This window comes from Stenotrophomonas sp. CC22-02, assembly GCF_004365115.1.
GTDB classification, from domain to species: Bacteria; Pseudomonadota; Gammaproteobacteria; order Xanthomonadales; family Xanthomonadaceae; genus Stenotrophomonas; species Stenotrophomonas forensis.
Map to the genome: position 1 here is coordinate 770,518 of NZ_SOCO01000001.1, position 16,576 is coordinate 787,093.

Consider the following 16,576-nt stretch of genomic DNA (forward strand, 5'->3'; position numbering starts at 1 on the left):
CGCTGGCCGGCAATCGCGGCAAGCCGGCCAGCGGCCGGCTCTACCCCACCACCTTGCGCAGGAACTCCTCGGCCTCCATCGGCCGGCCCAGGTGGTACCCCTGCAGCTGGTCGCAGCCCAGTTCGCTCAGGTACTCGCGCTGCGCCTGCGTTTCCACGCCTTCGGCCACCACCTGCAGCTGCAGGGTGCGGCCCAGCGCGATGATCGACGAGACGATGGCGGCGTCCTCGTCATTGCACTCCAGGTCGTGCACGAAGGCGCGGTCGATCTTCAGTTCGGTGGCCGGCATGCGCTTGAGGTACAGCAGGCTGGAATAGCCGGTGCCGAAATCGTCGATGGCAATGTGCACGCCCATCGCGGTCAGATCGTTGAGGATCGCCAGGCTGGCATCGACGTCCTTCATCGCCGTGGTCTCGGTGATTTCCAGGGTCAGCCGTGCCGGTTCGATCCGGTGCTGCTGCAGCACCTCGCGCACGCTGTCCAGCAGCGCGGGCGAGGCGAACTGCAGTGGCGACAGGTTCACCGCCATCGACCATTCGCTGTGCCCGGCGTCGTGCCACGCACGCAGCTGCGCACACGCGCGGTCCAGCACCCAGTCGCCAATCGGCAGGATCAGGCCGCTGCGCTCGGCGATGGGGATGAACACATCCGGGGCCAGCAGGCCCAGCTCCGGGTGTTGCCAGCGCAGCAGCGCCTCGGCGCCGGTGGCCGGTGCGCCCGCGGCCGGGAACTTGGGCTGGTAATGCAGGATCAGTTCGTCGCGGGCGATGGCCTTGCGCAGGTCCTGCAGCAGGCGCAGCTGGCGGTTGGCACTCAGCTGCATCGACGGGGTGAAGAAGGTGTAGCCGTTCCGGCCGGTTTCCTTGGTGTGGTACATCGCCGCATCGGCGTGCGCCATCAGTTCGCGCTCGTTGCCGGCGTCGTCCGGGTACAGCGCGATGCCGAGGCTGGCGCTGACCTGCAGTTCGGCCGCATCCAGCGTGAACGGCTCGCCGGCTGCGGCGATGATGCGCTCGGCCACCACCACCGCATCGTCGGGAATGTCGATGGCCAGCACGATCACGAACTCGTCGCCGCCAAGGCGGGCAAAAGTATCCTGCGGCCGCAGCAGGCCGCCGATGCGCTGCGCCACCGCCACCAGCAGGCGGTCGCCGAGCTGGTGGCCGTAGGCATCGTTGACCGCCTTGAAACCGTCCAGGTCGCAGAACATCACCGCCACCGTGTGGCCACGGCGGCGCGCCTTCTCGATGGCCTGTTCGATGCGGTCCTGCAGCAGCATGCGGTTGGGTAGCTGGGTGAGCGGGTCGTGCAGCGCGGCCTGGATCAGCTTGTTGTTGGCGCGCGCCAGCGAATCGGCCAGCAGCCCGGTGCGCACGCGCATCTGCCGATCGAACAGCGAGGCAACCAGCGCGATGCCCAGCGTGGCCACGGTGGTGACGATCACCAGCACCGCCAGCCAGCGGGTGTCGATGGCGCCGCTGCCGACCGCGCCGCAGATGCTGCCTTCGGGGAAGCGCGCTGCGGCCATGCCGGTGTAATGCATGCCGACGATGGCCAGGCCCATCACCAGTGAGGCCAGTGCGCGCAGGCGCAGGGTGTTGTGCTGCTCGGCACGCAGGCGGAAGGCGATCCACAGCGCGGCGCCGGCGGCACCGATGGCCACCGCGATCGACGCGGCGAACCAGCCCGGGTGGTAATCGATGCCGGGCTGCATGCGCATCGCCGCCATGCCGAGGTAGTGCATGGTGGCGATGCCCAGCCCCATCAGCACCGCGCCGGCCAGCAGCCGTCGCCACGGCAGGCTGGGCCGCGATACCAGCCACAGCGCATAGGCCGAGGCACCCATGGAGACCGCCAGCGAGTACAGGGTGATGCCGAGGTCGTAGCCGACTGGAATCGGCAGGTCGAAGGCGAGCATGCCGATGAAGTGCATCGACCAGATGCCCAGGCCCATCGCTGCCGCGCCCCCGGCCAGCCACCAGCGGGCCACGCGGCCTTCGGCGGTGGCCAGGCGGCCGGCCATGTCCAGCGCCGTGTACGAAGCAAGAATGGCCACCAGCAGCGAGATGGCAACCAGGCTCTGACTGTAACTGCCAGTCATGTTGAATCCAGTGGGAGAAGGGAGGGGCGCCCGCAAGGCGCATGCCCGCGACCCCTATCGGCGCGGGTGGGCGGGACTTGAGCGGTCGCAGCACCTGCGACCCGGCTCGGCTATCCTGCCACGCCTGTTCCCGTTGCTGGAAATCATCCGATGGCCAAAGCCCGCACCGCCTACGTCTGCAATGAATGCGGCGCCGAATACAGCAAGTGGCAGGGCCAGTGCACCGAGTGCAATGCCTGGAACGCGCTGTCGGAGATCGTGCTGGAGAGCGCGGCGGCGGCCAAGGCGCCGGCCTCGCGCCGGGCCGGTTGGGCCGGCAAGATCGATCCGCCGAAGATCACCGCGCTGAAGGACGTCGAGCAGACCGAACACCGCCGGGTTTCCACCGGCATCGGCGAGTTCGACCGCGTGCTGGGCGGCGGCCTGGTCGAGGGTGCGGTGGTGCTGGTCGGTGGCGATCCGGGCATCGGCAAGTCGACCCTGCTGCTGCAGGCGGTGGCCAAGATGGCGGCCGAGCTGCCGGTACTGTATGTCACCGGCGAGGAATCGCTGGCCCAGGTGGCCGGCCGTGCGCACCGGCTGGAGCTGCCGCTGGACGGTGTCAATGCGCTGGCCGAGACCGGGGTTGAATCAATCCTGCAGCATGCTTCCAGGGCCGGCCCGCGGCTGATCGTGGCCGATTCGGTGCAGACGCTGTGGACCGAAAGCCTGACCGCCGCGCCGGGCTCGGTCAGCCAGGTGCGCGAGAGCGCGGCACGGCTGGTGCGCTTCGCCAAGGAGACCGGCACCGCCGTGTTCCTGGTCGGTCACGTGACCAAGGAGGGCGGCATCGCCGGCCCGCGCGTGCTGGAGCACATGGTCGATGCGGTGCTGTACTTCGAGGGTGAGAGCGGCAGCCGCTTCCGCCTGTTGCGCGCGTTCAAGAACCGCTTCGGTGCGGTCAACGAGCTGGGCGTGTTCGCGATGGGCGACAAGGGCCTGAAGGAGGTCTCCAATCCGTCGGCGATCTTCCTGTCCGGGGGCAGTACCCACCAGCCGGGCAGCTGCGTGATGGTCACCCGCGAGGGCACCCGGCCGTTGCTGGTGGAGGTGCAGGCGCTGGTCGATGCGTCGCCGCTGTCGAATCCGCGCCGTGTCGCCGTTGGCCTGGAGCAGAACCGCCTGGCCATGCTGCTGGCGGTGCTGCACCGTCACGGCGGCGTGCTGGTTGGCGACCAGGACGTGTTCGTCAATGTCGTTGGTGGCATCCGCGTGCAGGAAACCGCCGCCGACCTGCCGGTGCTGCTGGCGGTGCTGTCCTCGCTGCAGGACCGGCCGCTGGCGGAGAAGACGATTGCCTTTGGCGAGGTCGGCCTGTCCGGCGAGATCCGCCCGGTGCCCAATGGTGAAGACCGCCTGCGCGAGGCCGCCACCCATGGGTTCAAGCGCGCCATCGTGCCCAAGGCCAATGCGCCCAAGGGCGGCTCGGTGAAGGGCATGGAAGTGATCGCGGTGGAGCGGTTGTCCGAGGCCATCGACGCGGCGTGATGCAGGTTACGTAGAGTCGAGCTTGCTCGACTGCTGGCAGAACAGCAGTCGAGCAAGCTCGACTCCACATGGATGCGGCGGCCGACACGGCACCGGTCAGGCTTGCTGTGCTAGTTTTTCCCGCTCGACGAAGGCGCCCTCTGGCGCCTTTCCGTGCCCAGGAGTAAACGATTACATGCAGGACACCGCGCTCACCGCCCCCAACGCCGAAATCCGTCGCGCCGGGGTCGATCTCAATGGACTGATGACGGTGCTGGGCAAGCACCTGTATTCCACCCCGATGGTGGCGCTGCGCGAGCTGGTGCAGAACGCGCACGACTCGATCATCCGTCGCCGCATCGAGCAGCCCGGCGTCGACGTACCCTCGCGCATCGCGGTGCAGGTCGATGCCGGTGCCGGCGTGCTGCGCATCACCGATACCGGTGCCGGCCTGACCCGCCAGGAAATCCATGACTACCTCGCCACCGTCGGCGTCGGTTACACCCGTGGCCTGCGCCAGGGGGGCGAGGACGACGACGGCCTGATCGGCATGTTCGGCCTGGGCTTCCTGTCGGCCTTCGTGCTGGCGCGCCGGGTCAGCGTGCGCACCACCTCCTACCAGACGCCCGAGCTGGGCCATCTGTACGTGTCCAGCAACGCCGAGCAGTACACGGTCAGCGAAGTGCCGGCACGTGCGGTCGGCACCGAGGTGGAGCTGGAGCTGCATCCGGATTTCCTGCCGCTGGCCAACGAGGCGCGCCTGCACGAGGTGCTGGGCCGCTACTGCGCGCTGCTGTCCGAGCCGATCTTCATCGGCGCCGCAGCCGAGGCGCTCAACCCTGAGCCGCCGCCGTGGCGCGGCCAGCATGATGTCGCGCTGCATCCGGTGCAGGCGCGCCGGCAGGCGCTGCAGTTCGCCGCGCGCTTCGAGCACGATTTCGAACCGATCGTCACTGTGCCGCTGCGTGCCGATGGCCACAGTGATGCTACCGGCTTGCTATGGGTACAGGACGGTGCCACCTATGGCACCAGCGACAACCGCAACCTGTCGGTGTTCGTGCGCGGCATGCTGCTGGACGACGATGCGCGCGACCTGCTGCCCCCGTGGGCCGGGTTCATCGGCGGGGTGATCGAATCGTCCCGTCTCACGCCCACCGCCAGCCGCGAAGACCTGCAACGCGATGATCAGTACCGCGCCGTGCAGCACGCGCTGCTGGAAGCGCTGATCGACGGCCTGGCCGACATCGCGCGGCATCAGCCGGAAGCGTGGCGGCGCGTACTGACCCGCCACAACGAGGCGCTGCTGGGCGCGGCGCTCTGCGATGACCGCCTGTTCGACCTGCTGCTGGAACACGTGCGCGTGCCGACCTCGCAGGGTGACCTGCCGGCCAGTGCATTGCCGGCGCGCGGTGCCGTGCACGTGATCCTCGACAACGGTGGCGGCTTCGAGGAAATGCTGTTCCGCGCGATGGGCGTGCCGGTCGCGCATGGCCATCGCTATGCGGTGGTGCCGTTCCTGCGACGCTGGGCCCAGGCCAAGGGCCTGCGCTTGGTCGAACTCGGCACCGAGCAGGGCAACCGTGCGTTGTTCCGCAGCGACGACAGCCTCGACGAAGCACAGCTGGCATGGTTGCGTGAGCAGCTGGGCGACGGTGAGCAGCTGCTGCCGGCGCGCTTCAGCCCGGAGGCGCTGCCGGTGGTGGTGGTGCCCGACCGCGAGGCCGAGCTGAAGCAGCGGCTGGAAGACGACGAGAACGACAAGCGTGTGTCGATGGCGGCGCTGCGCCTGGCGCGGCAGTTCACCGCGCGCATCGAATCGCGTGCGCCGTCGCGGCTGTATCTCAACCTCGACAATCCAGCGGTACAGGCGCTGCTGCGCGCCCAGCGCGAGGGCCACCCGCAGGCCGAAGCCGCGGCGCGCCTGCTGCGCTCGCTGAAGATCATCGTTGCCGCACAGGGCCGTCCGCTGGCCCGCGCGACTGCCGCGCCGGGCCCGGATCTCAACGGCGCCTTCTCCGATATTGCCGGTGCCCTGCAGCAGATGCTGCGCTGAGCACCGCCCCCTCTCATCCAGCCTTCGCTAGACAGGAGCACTTACCCCATGGACATCTGGAACTGGGTCGAAAAACTGCAGGGCGACCTGCGCCAGGCCGGCCAGGCGCAGAACGCGCACCTGCTGAACCGCCTCGCCGACGAGGTGAGTGAACTACGTGTCGACCGCGTCGACGCGCTGCTGCCCGAGGCGCGCGCGCTGGGCAAGGCGCTCGACAACCCGTGGGTCGACGTCTACGTCGGCCATTGGGCGCTGCGCAACCGTGTCGGCAATCGTGTCGAGGGCGAGAGCGCGCTGGGCGAAGCGGTGGCGCTGTTCGAGCGGGCGCACCGCGAGGACACGCTGGAGTGCCCGCAGTCGATCTGCGTGACCCAGGACCTGGCCGCTTGCTACGGCAACATCGATGGCCCCGGCTGGGTGCCCGAGCGCATCGAGGTGTGCGATGAAACGCTGGCGCGCATCAATCCCGGCTGGGCCTGCTTCCAGTGCCTGAGTTGCGAGAAGGCCGACGCGCTGCTCGATGATGGTCGCGGCCAGGATGCGCTCGACTACCTGCAGGTGCAGTCCGATGCGATCGAGGCCTGCGGCAAGGAAGTGTTCGACAGCTTCCCGGAGATGCAGATCAAGATCCTGCTGGGCATGGGGCGCGCCGAAGAGGCGCTGGTGCTGATCGAAAAGCGCGAGGCCGAAGTGGCCGCGTCCGGTGAGTACGAGCCGGCCAACTGCACGGTGCCGCGCCGCCTGTCCAAGGCCTGGGCGCTGGCCCAGCTGGGACGCGATGAAGAAGCGCTGCAGCAGCTGGTGCCCTGGAGCGAACTGACCCCCACCTACTGGCGGCTGTGGGCGAACACCGCCGCTGCGCTGTGCCAGCGCGATCCGGCACGCAACAGCTGGGATCTGGGCACGCGCTACTCCACCATCATTGAGCACTTCGCCCAGGTGGGTTCTCACCGCCTGCTGATCGAAGTGGCTGCGCTGAGCCTGGAGCTGGCCCTGCAGCGCGGTGCGCGCTGGGTCGCGCAGCGCCAGCTGGCACTGGCCCGCACCCATCTGGCGCAGCTGCGCCAGGACCGCGGTGCGGCGGCGCTGGTGGCTGGCCTGGCCGCGCGCATCGAGGCGTTGCCGGAGGTGGCGCCGCTGCCGGTTCCCGCGGGCGACCTGCTGGCGTGGCTGAGCGAGCAGGGCGAGCAGAACCAGTCGCGTGATCCCGAACGCGAGGCGCAATGGCTGCTGCAGGCGCAGGCGCAACTGCCCGATGACGAAGCGCTGGCCGAGACGGCCGCCTCCGCGCTGGCTGCCTGCGGTGCGCAGGCCGAGGCGCGCGCGCTGCTGTGGCAGTTCGTGCAGGCACACGCGCAGGAAGACGGCCCGGCGGCCTACACGCTGATGCGCTGGCTGACCGAGCAGGGCGACGACGACGGCCTGCGCCGCCTGGCCGACGTCTATCGCGGCAGCGTGCCGGTGTTCGCGCACTGGTGCGAGGTGCAACGTGCCCGCCGCGTGTCCGACTGGCCGGCGCTGGAGCAGGCCGCGTTGGCCCTGCTGGCGGCCTCGCCGGGATCGCACGGTGCGCGCGGTACGCTGGCGCGGATGTACATGGAAACCGGCCGCTTCAGCGAAGCACAGGCCTGCTATGCGCAGCTGGTGGAGCTGTTGGAAGAACCCAACGCCGCGCATTGGGACCACATGAGCGCCGCCAGCGCGGCGCGCGACTGGGACGCAGTGCGCCGCTCGGCGGCAGCGATCGGCATGGAGCTGACCAGCCAGGACGGCGTGGTCGAGGAGCCGTGGGGGTGGGTGATCATCCGCAGCGAGGAGCATGGCGAGCCGATGGAGTACTACGCGCGTCGCAGCGGCCCGGTCACCGCGCGCATCGTCGAGAACGCACCGGCCAACCGCGCCCAGCAGGTCGGCGACTGGGTGGTGTTCGATGCCGCGCTGGTGCATCCGGCACCGGAAGAGGAGGAAGCACGCGAGCATTTCATCCCGACCTACGCACAGGTGCATGTGCTGGAGCGTGGTGGTTTCGCCCGCAGCTGGCTGATCGATGGCGCGCACCCGGGCGAAGCGGCCTGGAACGCCTTTGTCGAAGCCGCCGAAGCACAGGGATGGCAGGTCTGGTCGCACAGCCGCCCGGACTACACCGTGACCGATCCGGACGCAGACGAGGGCACCCTGCCTGGCATCCTGTTCACTGTTGCCCAGCCGCAGGACCATGCGCCGCTGGCGCTGCACCGCTTCCTGCAGCAGCAGACCGCGACGTGGCCGCATCCGCACTGCTGGCTGCGCCTGGCTGAAGCCTGTGACCAGGACCGCCAGCCGCACCTGGACGTGATCGAGCGCTACGGGTTGTAAGCCCGGTATCGGGGAGTGCCGGCCGCTGGCCGGCAGCGCCATGCGATCCTGTGTTGCCGGCCTGCGGCCGGCACTACCCCAAGGAGAGACCTATGCGAAAGACAAGGATGTGGGTGATCGCCGGGCTGCTGCTGGCCCCTGCCGTGCAGGGCGCGCCGGCCTGCCAGGCGCCGGTGGCCGTGGCGCGCGCGTTCTACGAGGCGACGACGGGCAAGGGGGATCTGTTGCAGCCGCCGCCTGCGCTGGTGAGCCCGGCATTCGGCAACGCCCTGCGCGGCGAACGCGCCTGCCAGGTGCGCGAGGAGGGCATCTGCACGATCGATTCGGACCCCTGGCTGGATGGCCAGGACGGTGACATCGACAGTGCGGTGGACTACCAATGGCGGCAGGATTCGGCCAGCGCCGGCGTGGTCGAGATGCGCTACACCGTGTGGAAGCAGGCCCGTCTCACCCGCGTACCGATGGTCCGGCAGGGCAACGGCTGCTGGCAGGTCGATGACATCGTTACCAGTCGCGGCCAGTCGGTGCGGAAGATTCTCGCCCAGCCTTGGCGGTAAGTGCCGGTGGGTGCCGACCGTGGGTCGGCACGCCGCTATCGCGAATGCCCGAACACCAGTTCGATCACGAACTGGCTGCCGAAGAACGCCAGCAACAGCAACAGCATCGCCGCCAGCGTCCAGTGCACCGCCTTCATGCCGCGCCAGCCGTAGCGGCGGCGGCCGATCAGCAGCACGCCGAACACGATCCACGACAGCACGCTGAGCACGGTCTTGTGCACCAGCTTCTGCGCCAGCAGGTCGTCGACGAACAGCACGCCGGTGACCAGGGTCAGGGTCAGCAGGGCGAAGCCGACGGTGATCACCCGGAACAGCAGCGATTCCAGGTCGGCCAGCGGCGGCAGTGCGCGCAGCCACGGCCGGAATTCGCGGCGGCGCAGCGCACGTTCCTGCAACCACAGCATGATCGCCAGCAGTGCGGCGATGCTCAGCGTGGCGTAGGCCAGCAGCGCCAGCCAGGCGTGGCTGGCCAGGCGCCAGCCCAGCACCTTGCTCGGTTCGTGGCCGTAGCCGTGGTAGGCCAGCAGCAGCACGGCGGCCAGCGGGAACACCACCACGCCCAGCGCCGACATGCGACCGCGCGCGCCGACCAGCGAGGTCAGCCAGGCCATGCCCAGGCCGACCAGCGACAGCGCGGCGAAGAAGTGCATGTCCGGCCCGCCATTGGTGCGCATCGCCACCATCACGTGGTAGCCGCCATGCAGCAGCATCGCCGGCAGGGCCGGCCACAGCCAGGTGGGGGAACCGGTGGTTTCATCGCGGCCGAGCGCGCGCACCAGCAGGGCACTGGCAGCCAGATAGAGCAGGACGGCGATGAGAACGATTGTCATCGTTGCAGTTTCGCATACCCCCGCGGTGGTGGCGACGGCCGCGGCGTCGCAGCCCGGCAGGTGGGGCGGACCCGTTATACTGTCTGCCTTATTGTCCCCCGTTTTCAGACAGGTCGTACCGCATGTTCGAGTCCCTGACCCAGCGCCTTTCCGGCACCATCGAGCGCCTGCGTGGCCGTGGCCGCCTGACCGAGGAGAACATCCGCGAGGCGACCCGCGAGGTCCGCATCGCGCTGCTCGAAGCCGACGTCGCGCTGCCGGTGGTGCAGGCCCTGATCGAGCGCATCAAGGTGCGCGCGGTCGGCCAGGAAGTGCTGAAGTCGCTGACGCCGGGCCAGGCCCTGATCAAGGTCGTGCGCGACGAGCTGACCGCGGTGATGGGCGCTGAAGCCAGCGACCTGAACCTCAATGTTCCGGCCCCGGCCATCATCCTGATGGCCGGCCTGCAGGGCGCCGGCAAGACCACCACCGTGGGCAAGCTGGCCAAGCACCTGAAGGAAAAGCGCAAGAAGAAGGTGATGGTGGTGTCGGCCGACGTCTACCGTCCGGCCGCGATCGAGCAGCTGAAGACCCTGGCCGAGCAGGTTGGCGTGCTGTTCTTCCCGTCCAGCGCCGACCAGAAGCCGGAAGCCATCGTCCGCGCCGCCATCGATGATGCGCGCAAGTCGTTCGTCGACGTGCTGCTGGTCGATACCGCCGGCCGCCTGGCCATCGACGAAGCGATGATGGCCGAGATCAAGGCCCTGCACGCTGCCGTGAACCCGGCCGAAACCCTGTTCGTGGTCGATGCCATGACCGGCCAGGACGCGGCCAACACCGCAAAGGCCTTCGGTGACGCGCTGCCGCTGACCGGCGTGGTGCTGACCAAGACCGACGGTGACGCCCGTGGCGGTGCCGCGCTGAGCGTGCGCTACATCACCGGCAAGCCGATCAAGTTCGTCGGCGTCAGCGAAAAGCCGGAAGGCCTGGATGTGTTCCATCCGGACCGCATCGCCAGCCGCATCCTCGACATGGGCGACGTGCTGTCGCTGGTCGAGCAGGTCGAGCAGCAGGTCGACAAGGACAAGGCCGCCAAGCTGGCCGAGAAGGTCGCCAAGGGCAAGAAGTTCGACCTGAACGACATGCGCGACCAGCTGGAGCAGATGCAGAACATGGGCGGCATCGGCGGCCTGATGGACAAGCTGCCGGGCCTGGGCAACATCCCCGACCATCTGAAGCAGCAGGTCAGCCAGGGCAAGGAGGTGCCGCGCATGATCGCCATCATCAGCTCGATGACCAAGAAGGAGCGCCGCAACCCGAACCTGCTCAACGGCTCGCGCCGCGCGCGCATCGCCAAGGGCTCGGGCGTGACCCCGGCCGACGTCAACAAGCTGATGAAGCAGTACATGCAGATGGAAAAGATGATGAGCAAGATGGCGGGCGGCGGCATGAAGGGCATGCTGCGCAGCATGAAGGGCATGATGGGCGCCATGGGCGGCCGTGGCATGCCGTTCCGTTGATCCGGATCAGGGCCGGAACCGATCGGGATCCGGCCCCGATTGCAACGACTGGCGTATGCTGGGCAGCGACTTCTCCCACAGGTATGTCGCGTGAACGCATCGCCGATTCTTGAACGCGCCGACACCTTCTGTCGGCGTTTTTCATTGCAGCTTCCGATCCTGCTGGCGCCGATGGCGGGGGCCTGCCCGGTGCCGTTGTCGGCCGCGCTGGCCAACGCCGGCAGCATGGGCGCGATGGGTGCGGTGCTGTCGTCATCGGCCGACATCGGTCGTTGGATGGACGACTTCCGCGCCGCCTCCACTGGCCCGGCACAGGTGAACCTGTGGGTACCGGACCCGGCGCCGACCCGTGATGTTGCCGCCGAGGCTGCCAGCCGCACCTTCCTTGCACAGTGGGGGCCGGACGTGCCGGCCAGTGCCGCCGATGCCACGCCTGCCGATTTTGAGGAACAGTTTGCCGCGCTGCTGGCGGCGCGCCCGGCAGTGGCCTCGACCATCATGGGCGTGCTGCAGCCACGCCACGTGCAGCAGCTGAAGGATGCCGGCATTGCCTGGATCGCCTGTGCGACCACGTTGTCCGAAGCGCGCGCGGCACAGGATGCCGGTGCCGATGCCGTGGTGGCGCAGGGCGTGGAAGCGGGCGGCCATCGCGGTTCCTTTGATCCGGCGATGGCCGAGCGCCAACTGGTCGGGCTGTTCGCGCTGCTGCCGCGCCTGGCCGATCACCTGCGGATTCCGGTCATCGCTGCCGGTGGCATCGCCGATGGCCGTGGCATCGCCGCCGCGCTCACCCTCGGCGCCAGCGCCGTGCAGATCGGCACGGCCTTCCTGCGCACGCCCGAAGCGGCGATCGCCTCGGCGTGGGCCGACGGGCTGGCCGCCAGCGAGCCGGAGGATACCTGGCCGACGCGTGCCTTCAGTGGCCGCCTTGGCCGTGGCCTGGCCACCCCTTATGTGCGCGCCGCCGCCGCGGACGGCGCACCTGCACCGCGCCCGTACCCGGTGCAGCGCGGGCTGACCGCACCGATGCGCAGGCAGGCGGTGCAGGAAAACCGGCTGGCGGCGATGCAGGCCTGGGCCGGGCAGTCGGCATGGATGGCTCCGGCACAGCCGGCCGCCGAGGTGCTGCGTGGCATGTGGCAACAGGCGCAGGCGCTGCTGCGATGACGGTGACCTGCAACGGCCAGCCGGCGCAGGTCGAAGATCTGCTGCCGGCACTGGTCAACTACGGCCATTTCACCTCGCTGCAGGTGCGCGGCGGTGCCGTGCAGGGGCTCGATCTGCATCTTGCGCGGCTGTCGCAGGCCACGCGCGAACTGTTTGGCAGCGAACTGGATACGGCGCAGGTGCAGGCGTGGATGGCGCAGGCCCTGCAGCAGGCCGCGCGGGCCGATGCCTCGCTGCGGGTGACGGTGTACTCGCGCCACTTCGATTTCCGCAGCCCGCTGGCGACCGTGCCGGTGGACGTGCTGGTGGCCGTCTCCGCGCCGGTGGCACTGAGCGCACCCAAGCGGGTGCGCAGCCTGGTCTGGCAGCGCGAGCTGCCGCAGATCAAGCACGTGGGCACCTTCGGCCTGTTCGCCGAGCGGCGTGCGGCGATGGCGGAAGGATTCGACGATGTGCTGTTCGTGACCGCCGATGGCGACGTGAGTGAAGGCAGCACCTGGAACCTGGCCATGCACGATGGTGAGCGGCTGCTCTGGCCGCAGGCCCCGGCCCTGCGTGGGACCGCCGAGGCGCTGTTGCTGCGGTACTGGCCGGGCGCGCAGGCCACCCGGCCGCTGCGGCTGGCTGACCTGGCCAGCGTGAAGGCGGCCTTTGCCTGCAATGCCAGCGGCCTGTGGGCGCTGGAGGCCATCGACGGGCAGGTCCTACCGGGTTCGCAGGCACTGGCTGAACAGGGCAGGGCGGTGCTGGCGGGGGTGGCTTGGGACGATCTGGGCTGAAAGCCCCGCAGGGCAGGGCCCGGCGCTACCGTGAAGGTCAGGGGACCGCCGGGGTTGGCTCGGCCCGGGTCTGCCGCTATAATCGCCCGCTTACCTCGCCATCCTGGCGACTGGGCAATAGGAAAAACACCATGGTCAAGATTCGACTGACCCGCGGCGGCGCCAAGAAGCGTCCGTTCTACCACATCATCGTCACCGACGTGCGCAGCGCGCGCGACGGCCGCAACATCGAGCGCGTTGGCTTCTACAACCCGGTCGCCCAGGGCGCCGAGAAGCGCATCGAGCTGGACCTGGCCCGCGTTGACCATTGGGTCAAGAACGGCGCCCAGCCGACCGACAAGGTCCGCAACCTGATCAAGGAAGCGACCAAGTCCCAGGCCGCTGCGGCCTGATCCTGACGGGCCACGCTTCGGCGTGGCCCTCTTGGTTGAAGCAGATGAAAGATATCGAGCGCCGCATCCTGCTGGGCAGGGTTGTCGGCGCTTTTGGTGTGCGCGGCGAGATCAAGCTCGAGTCCTGGACCGAGCCACGTTCCGCCATTTTCCGTTACCAGCCGTGGATCGTGCGCAGCCCGTCCGGCGTGGAAACCACGATTGAAGGTGTGCGTGGCCGCGACAGCGGCAAGCACCTGGTCGCCCGTTTCCCCGGCGTCGAGGACCGCGATACCGTCGAAGCGATGCACGGCACCGAGATCTACGTGGCGCGCAGTGCATTGCCGCCGCCGAAGCCCGATGAGTACTACTGGGTGGACCTGGAAGGCCTGGACGTGAAGACCACCGAGGGCGTCGTCCTGGGCCAGGTCTCGCACCTGTTCAGTACCGGCGCCAACGACGTGGTGGTGGTCCGTGGTGACCGCGAGCGGATGATTCCGTTCGTGCAGCCGGACTTCGTCAAGTCGGTCGACTTCGAGGCCAACCTGGTCGTGGTCGACTGGGATCCCGAGTTCTGAGTGTGAGCATGCGTTTCGACGTCATCACCCTGTTCCCCGAGTTCCTCGCCCAGTCCGCTGGGTTGGGCGTGGTCGGGCGTGCGCAGGAGAAGGGCCTGTTCAGCCTGCATGGCTGGAATCCCCGTGATTACGCCGAAGGCAACTACCGCCGGGTGGACGACCGTCCGTTCGGCGGTGGCCCGGGCATGGTGATGCTGATCGAGCCGCTGCAGGCCTGCCTGCAGGCGATCCGCGACGCCGACCCGGCCCCGGCGCGGGTGATCTACCTCAGCCCGCAGGGCGCGCCGCTGACCCAGGCCAAGGTGCGGGAACTGGCGGCATTGCCGCGCATGGTCCTGCTCTGCGGCCGCTACGAAGGCATCGACGAGCGTTTCCTGGAAGCCAATGTCGACGAGGAGATTTCCCTCGGCGATTACGTGCTGTCCGGGGGCGAGCTGGGCGCGGCGGTGATCATCGACGCCGTGGCCCGCCTGCAGGACGGCGCCCTGAACGACGCCGAATCGGCAGCACAGGACAGCTTCGAGGGTGACCTCGGCCTGCTCGACTGCCCGCATTACAGCCAGCCGGCCCAGCATCCGCTGGGTGACGTGCCGGAGGTGCTGCGTTCAGGCAACCACGCGGCCATCGCTGCCTGGCGCCGTCAGCAGTCGCTGGTCCGTACCGCCCAGCGGCGCCCGGACCTGCTGGATGAACAGGCACTGGGCAAGGCCGACCGCAAACTGCTGGACCAGGCCCGGCAGGCCTTGAAACAGAAGGCTGGCCCCTAGCGCAGGGCTGGCTTTATCGGCTATCATGGCCAATTCCCGCCAGCCCCGGTTGGCGCGCGCAGTACCCACAACAAACGTGCAGCACAGTCCAGTGACTGCATCAGCCTACGTTGTCGAAACGACACACCCACCCGAACAAGAATCGGTGTAACCCATGAGCAAGCTGAACAAGTCCATCGTCGCGGAATTCGAATCCGCCCAGATCACCCGCGAACTGCCGAAGTTCAGCCAGGGCGACACCGTTGTCGTCAACGTGAAGGTGAAGGAAGGCAGCCGCGAGCGCGTGCAGGCCTACGAAGGCGTTGTGATCGCCACCAAGAATGCCGGCCTGAACTCCTCGTTCACCGTCCGCAAGATCTCGCACGGCTACGGCGTCGAGCGCGTGTTCCAGACCCACAGCGCCATCATCGACTCGGTCGAAGTGAAGCGTCGTGGTAAGGTCCGCGCCGGCAAGCTGTACTACCTGCGTGGCCTGGAAGGCAAGGCTGCCCGCATCAAGGAAGACCTGGCTGCCGCTGCTGCCGCCAAGGCTGCCCGTCTGGCCGAAAAGGCCTGATAAACAACTTCGGTTGTTGCCGCGACGGCCACCTTCGGGTGGCCGTTTGCGTTTCCGGCAGTGCATCGGTCACGATCAGGCGATGAGCGACATCAATCCGCGCTATCCCGCCGCAATCCAGTCGGCGCTGCGCTTTCTCGACAGCAAGGGCCTGGCGCGTGCGCAGTCGGCCCCGCTGTTGCATCGCCTGCTGTGGCGCGTGGGCGTCGCATTGCCGCCGCCGATCCTGGCCGGCTTCGGCACCAATGCGCTGGTGCAGGGCCTGTTGTTCGGGCTGTTCTGGACCGGGCTGATGTGGCTGATGCTGTGGCAGGGCAGCGAGCGCCCGCTGGCGTTGCTGCTGGCCGCCGGCCTGTTGGCCGGCGCTGTGTTCGGCGTGGTGATGGCGGCGCTGATGCATTCGCTGCGGCGTCACCGCAAGCTGCCGGGCTGGCGCCAGTTCCTGGCCGGCCAGACGGACTGAACCGATGGCGCAGCGCGCCGTGACCGGCAGGCATGTACCGCGCTAGGCTGCGCTTTCCACTCAGATGGACGTGCCGTGCGATGCCTGCCAAGCGAACCGCACCTTCCGCCGCTCCCAGGCTGCTGTCCGGCGGCAACCCGCAGATCGCCAAGGGCGAGGGCGATGCCACGGTGCAGGCCTACATCGCGGCGATGCCGGACTGGAAACGACCGATCGGCGAGCGCCTGGACGCGCTGATCGAACAGGCCGTGCCCGGCGTGCACAAGGCGGTGAAATGGAACTCGCCGATGTATGCGGTGGCCCCGGGCGCAGGCTGGTTCCTCAGCTTTCATTGCTTCACGCGCTACATCAAGGTCGCGTTCTTCCGTGGCGCTGCATTGAAGCCGGTGCCGCCCGAGCCATCCAGAAGCGCCGATACGCGCTACCTGCACCTGCAGCAGGACGGCGTGCTGGATGAAGTACGCTTTCTCGACTGGGTGCGGCAGGCGGCCGCGTTGCCCGGCGAGCGCATGTAAGCCCGACGTTTCGATGTCCTTCCCGACGAGAGCACCTGATGGCCACGCACGCACCCAACCCTGCCGATGCCGGAACCCCGGCGGCCGAACTGATCGATGCGCGCATCGCCGAACTGGGCGACTGGCGTGGCGAAACGCTGGCACGCGTGCGCGCGCTGATCCATGAAGCGCTGCCGGAGGTGCAGGAAACCTGGAAGTGGCGCGGCACGCCGGTGTGGGAGCACAACGGCATACTGTGTACCGGCGAGACCTACAAGCAGGCGGTGAAACTGACCTTCGCCAACGGTGCGGCACTGGCGGACCCGAAGGGTCTGTTCAATGCCAGCCTGGACGGCAACACGCGGCGCGCGATCGACATCCATGAAGGCGTGATGCCCAATGCCGCCGCGTTCAAGGCGCTGCTGCGCGAGGCGGCCAAGTTCAACGCGGCGAAAAAGAAGAAACGGTAGAGCCGGCCGCTGGCCGGCTGTTGCACGCCG

The 16,576-nt window shown here is 68.5% G+C and carries 16 protein-coding genes; 14 read left to right on the forward strand and 2 right to left on the reverse strand.

Going from position 1 to position 16,576, the window contains the following annotated elements; translation table 11 throughout:
• Positions 1–40: 40 nt before the first annotated feature.
• On the reverse strand, positions 41–2,101 hold the full coding sequence (locus tag N440_RS03695; protein ID WP_133934123.1) for a bifunctional diguanylate cyclase/phosphodiesterase: 2,061 nt from the start codon (positions 2,099–2,101) through the stop codon (positions 41–43).
• A 150-nt stretch (positions 2,102–2,251) separates the two neighbouring features.
• On the opposite strand from N440_RS03695, the gene radA reads away from it, so the two are divergent.
• From radA to N440_RS03715, 4 genes are all read left to right on the forward strand, one after another.
• A complete protein-coding gene (gene radA / locus N440_RS03700; RefSeq protein WP_133934124.1) occupies positions 2,252–3,628 on the forward strand; it encodes a DNA repair protein RadA in 1,377 nt (458 codons plus the stop codon).
• Between the two features lie 175 nt (positions 3,629–3,803).
• The gene (locus tag N440_RS03705; RefSeq protein WP_133934125.1) at positions 3,804–5,660 is read left to right on the forward strand and encodes an ATP-binding protein; all 1,857 of its coding nucleotides are present in this window, start codon (positions 3,804–3,806) and stop codon (positions 5,658–5,660) included.
• A gap of 48 nt (positions 5,661–5,708) precedes the next feature.
• Positions 5,709–8,015, forward strand: coding sequence for a tetratricopeptide repeat protein (locus tag N440_RS03710; RefSeq protein ID WP_133934126.1), 2,307 nt, complete (start codon positions 5,709–5,711; stop codon positions 8,013–8,015).
• A 92-nt stretch (positions 8,016–8,107) separates the two neighbouring features.
• Positions 8,108–8,572: a hypothetical protein gene (locus tag N440_RS03715; protein WP_133934127.1), complete on the forward strand. Its 465-nt coding sequence runs from the start codon at positions 8,108–8,110 to the stop codon at positions 8,570–8,572.
• 35 nt (positions 8,573–8,607) lie between these two features.
• On the opposite strand, the gene ccsA is transcribed toward N440_RS03715, so the two are convergent.
• A complete protein-coding gene (gene ccsA / locus N440_RS03720) occupies positions 8,608–9,402 on the reverse strand; it encodes a cytochrome c biogenesis protein CcsA (RefSeq protein ID WP_049456167.1) in 795 nt (264 codons plus the stop codon).
• Positions 9,403–9,524: 122 nt separating this feature from the next.
• Here ccsA and ffh point away from each other — a divergent pair, with 122 nt between their 5' ends.
• The 10 genes from ffh to N440_RS03770 all read left to right on the forward strand — a co-directional run bounded on the left by ffh (position 9,525) and on the right by N440_RS03770 (position 16,546).
• Positions 9,525–10,901 carry a signal recognition particle protein gene (gene ffh, locus N440_RS03725; protein WP_005408591.1) on the forward strand — a complete coding sequence of 459 codons (1,377 nt, stop codon included), beginning with the start codon at positions 9,525–9,527 and terminating at the stop codon, positions 10,899–10,901.
• 48 nt (positions 10,902–10,949) lie between these two features.
• Positions 10,950–12,068: a nitronate monooxygenase gene (locus N440_RS03730; protein WP_166671575.1), complete on the forward strand. Its 1,119-nt coding sequence runs from the start codon at positions 10,950–10,952 to the stop codon at positions 12,066–12,068.
• Positions 12,065–12,847, forward strand: coding sequence for an aminotransferase class IV family protein (locus N440_RS03735; RefSeq protein ID WP_133934129.1), 783 nt, complete (start codon positions 12,065–12,067; stop codon positions 12,845–12,847). The genes N440_RS03730 and N440_RS03735 overlap by 4 nt, the downstream gene beginning before the upstream one ends.
• Positions 12,848–12,978: 131 nt before the next feature.
• A complete protein-coding gene (gene rpsP / locus N440_RS03740; protein ID WP_005415733.1) occupies positions 12,979–13,239 on the forward strand; it encodes a 30S ribosomal protein S16 in 261 nt (86 codons plus the stop codon).
• A gap of 44 nt (positions 13,240–13,283) precedes the next feature.
• Positions 13,284–13,796: a ribosome maturation factor RimM gene (rimM, locus tag N440_RS03745; RefSeq protein WP_133934130.1), complete on the forward strand. Its 513-nt coding sequence runs from the start codon at positions 13,284–13,286 to the stop codon at positions 13,794–13,796.
• 8 nt (positions 13,797–13,804) lie between these two features.
• Positions 13,805–14,563 (forward strand): tRNA (guanosine(37)-N1)-methyltransferase TrmD, encoded by a 759-nt coding sequence (trmD, locus tag N440_RS03750; RefSeq protein ID WP_049456164.1) that lies wholly within the window; start codon positions 13,805–13,807, stop codon positions 14,561–14,563.
• A gap of 154 nt (positions 14,564–14,717) precedes the next feature.
• The gene (gene rplS, locus N440_RS03755; RefSeq protein WP_005408597.1) at positions 14,718–15,119 is read left to right on the forward strand and encodes a 50S ribosomal protein L19; all 402 of its coding nucleotides are present in this window, start codon (positions 14,718–14,720) and stop codon (positions 15,117–15,119) included.
• Positions 15,120–15,201: 82 nt separating this feature from the next.
• Positions 15,202–15,582 carry a DUF6404 family protein gene (locus N440_RS03760; protein ID WP_133934131.1) on the forward strand — a complete coding sequence of 127 codons (381 nt, stop codon included), beginning with the start codon at positions 15,202–15,204 and terminating at the stop codon, positions 15,580–15,582.
• Between the two features lie 80 nt (positions 15,583–15,662).
• On the forward strand, positions 15,663–16,097 hold the full coding sequence (locus N440_RS03765; protein WP_133934132.1) for a DUF1801 domain-containing protein: 435 nt from the start codon (positions 15,663–15,665) through the stop codon (positions 16,095–16,097).
• 38 nt (positions 16,098–16,135) lie between these two features.
• Positions 16,136–16,546 carry a DUF1801 domain-containing protein gene (locus tag N440_RS03770; protein WP_133934133.1) on the forward strand — a complete coding sequence of 137 codons (411 nt, stop codon included), beginning with the start codon at positions 16,136–16,138 and terminating at the stop codon, positions 16,544–16,546.
• Positions 16,547–16,576 lie beyond the last annotated feature (30 nt).

What these genes read in the sequence shown, in the direction of transcription:
- rplS (WP_005408597.1), top strand. Translation starts at nt 14,718, where the DNA reads ATGAGCAAGCTGAACAAGTCCATCGTCGCGGAATTCGAATCCGCCCAG.
- N440_RS03695 (WP_133934123.1), bottom strand. Translation starts at nt 2,101, where the DNA reads ATGACTGGCAGTTACAGTCAGAGCCTGGTTGCCATCTCGCTGCTGGTG.
- rpsP (WP_005415733.1), top strand. Translation starts at nt 12,979, where the DNA reads ATGGTCAAGATTCGACTGACCCGCGGCGGCGCCAAGAAGCGTCCGTTC.
- radA (WP_133934124.1), top strand. Translation starts at nt 2,252, where the DNA reads ATGGCCAAAGCCCGCACCGCCTACGTCTGCAATGAATGCGGCGCCGAA.
- ccsA (WP_049456167.1), bottom strand. Translation starts at nt 9,402, where the DNA reads ATGACAATCGTTCTCATCGCCGTCCTGCTCTATCTGGCTGCCAGTGCC.
- N440_RS03770 (WP_133934133.1), top strand. Translation starts at nt 16,136, where the DNA reads ATGGCCACGCACGCACCCAACCCTGCCGATGCCGGAACCCCGGCGGCC.
- trmD (WP_049456164.1), top strand. Translation starts at nt 13,805, where the DNA reads ATGCGTTTCGACGTCATCACCCTGTTCCCCGAGTTCCTCGCCCAGTCC.
- rimM (WP_133934130.1), top strand. Translation starts at nt 13,284, where the DNA reads ATGAAAGATATCGAGCGCCGCATCCTGCTGGGCAGGGTTGTCGGCGCT.
- N440_RS03715 (WP_133934127.1), top strand. Translation starts at nt 8,108, where the DNA reads ATGCGAAAGACAAGGATGTGGGTGATCGCCGGGCTGCTGCTGGCCCCT.
- N440_RS03705 (WP_133934125.1), top strand. Translation starts at nt 3,804, where the DNA reads ATGCAGGACACCGCGCTCACCGCCCCCAACGCCGAAATCCGTCGCGCC.
- ffh (WP_005408591.1), top strand. Translation starts at nt 9,525, where the DNA reads ATGTTCGAGTCCCTGACCCAGCGCCTTTCCGGCACCATCGAGCGCCTG.
- N440_RS03735 (WP_133934129.1), top strand. Translation starts at nt 12,065, where the DNA reads ATGACGGTGACCTGCAACGGCCAGCCGGCGCAGGTCGAAGATCTGCTG.
- N440_RS03710 (WP_133934126.1), top strand. Translation starts at nt 5,709, where the DNA reads ATGGACATCTGGAACTGGGTCGAAAAACTGCAGGGCGACCTGCGCCAG.
- N440_RS03760 (WP_133934131.1), top strand. Translation starts at nt 15,202, where the DNA reads ATGAGCGACATCAATCCGCGCTATCCCGCCGCAATCCAGTCGGCGCTG.
- N440_RS03765 (WP_133934132.1), top strand. Translation starts at nt 15,663, where the DNA reads ATGCCTGCCAAGCGAACCGCACCTTCCGCCGCTCCCAGGCTGCTGTCC.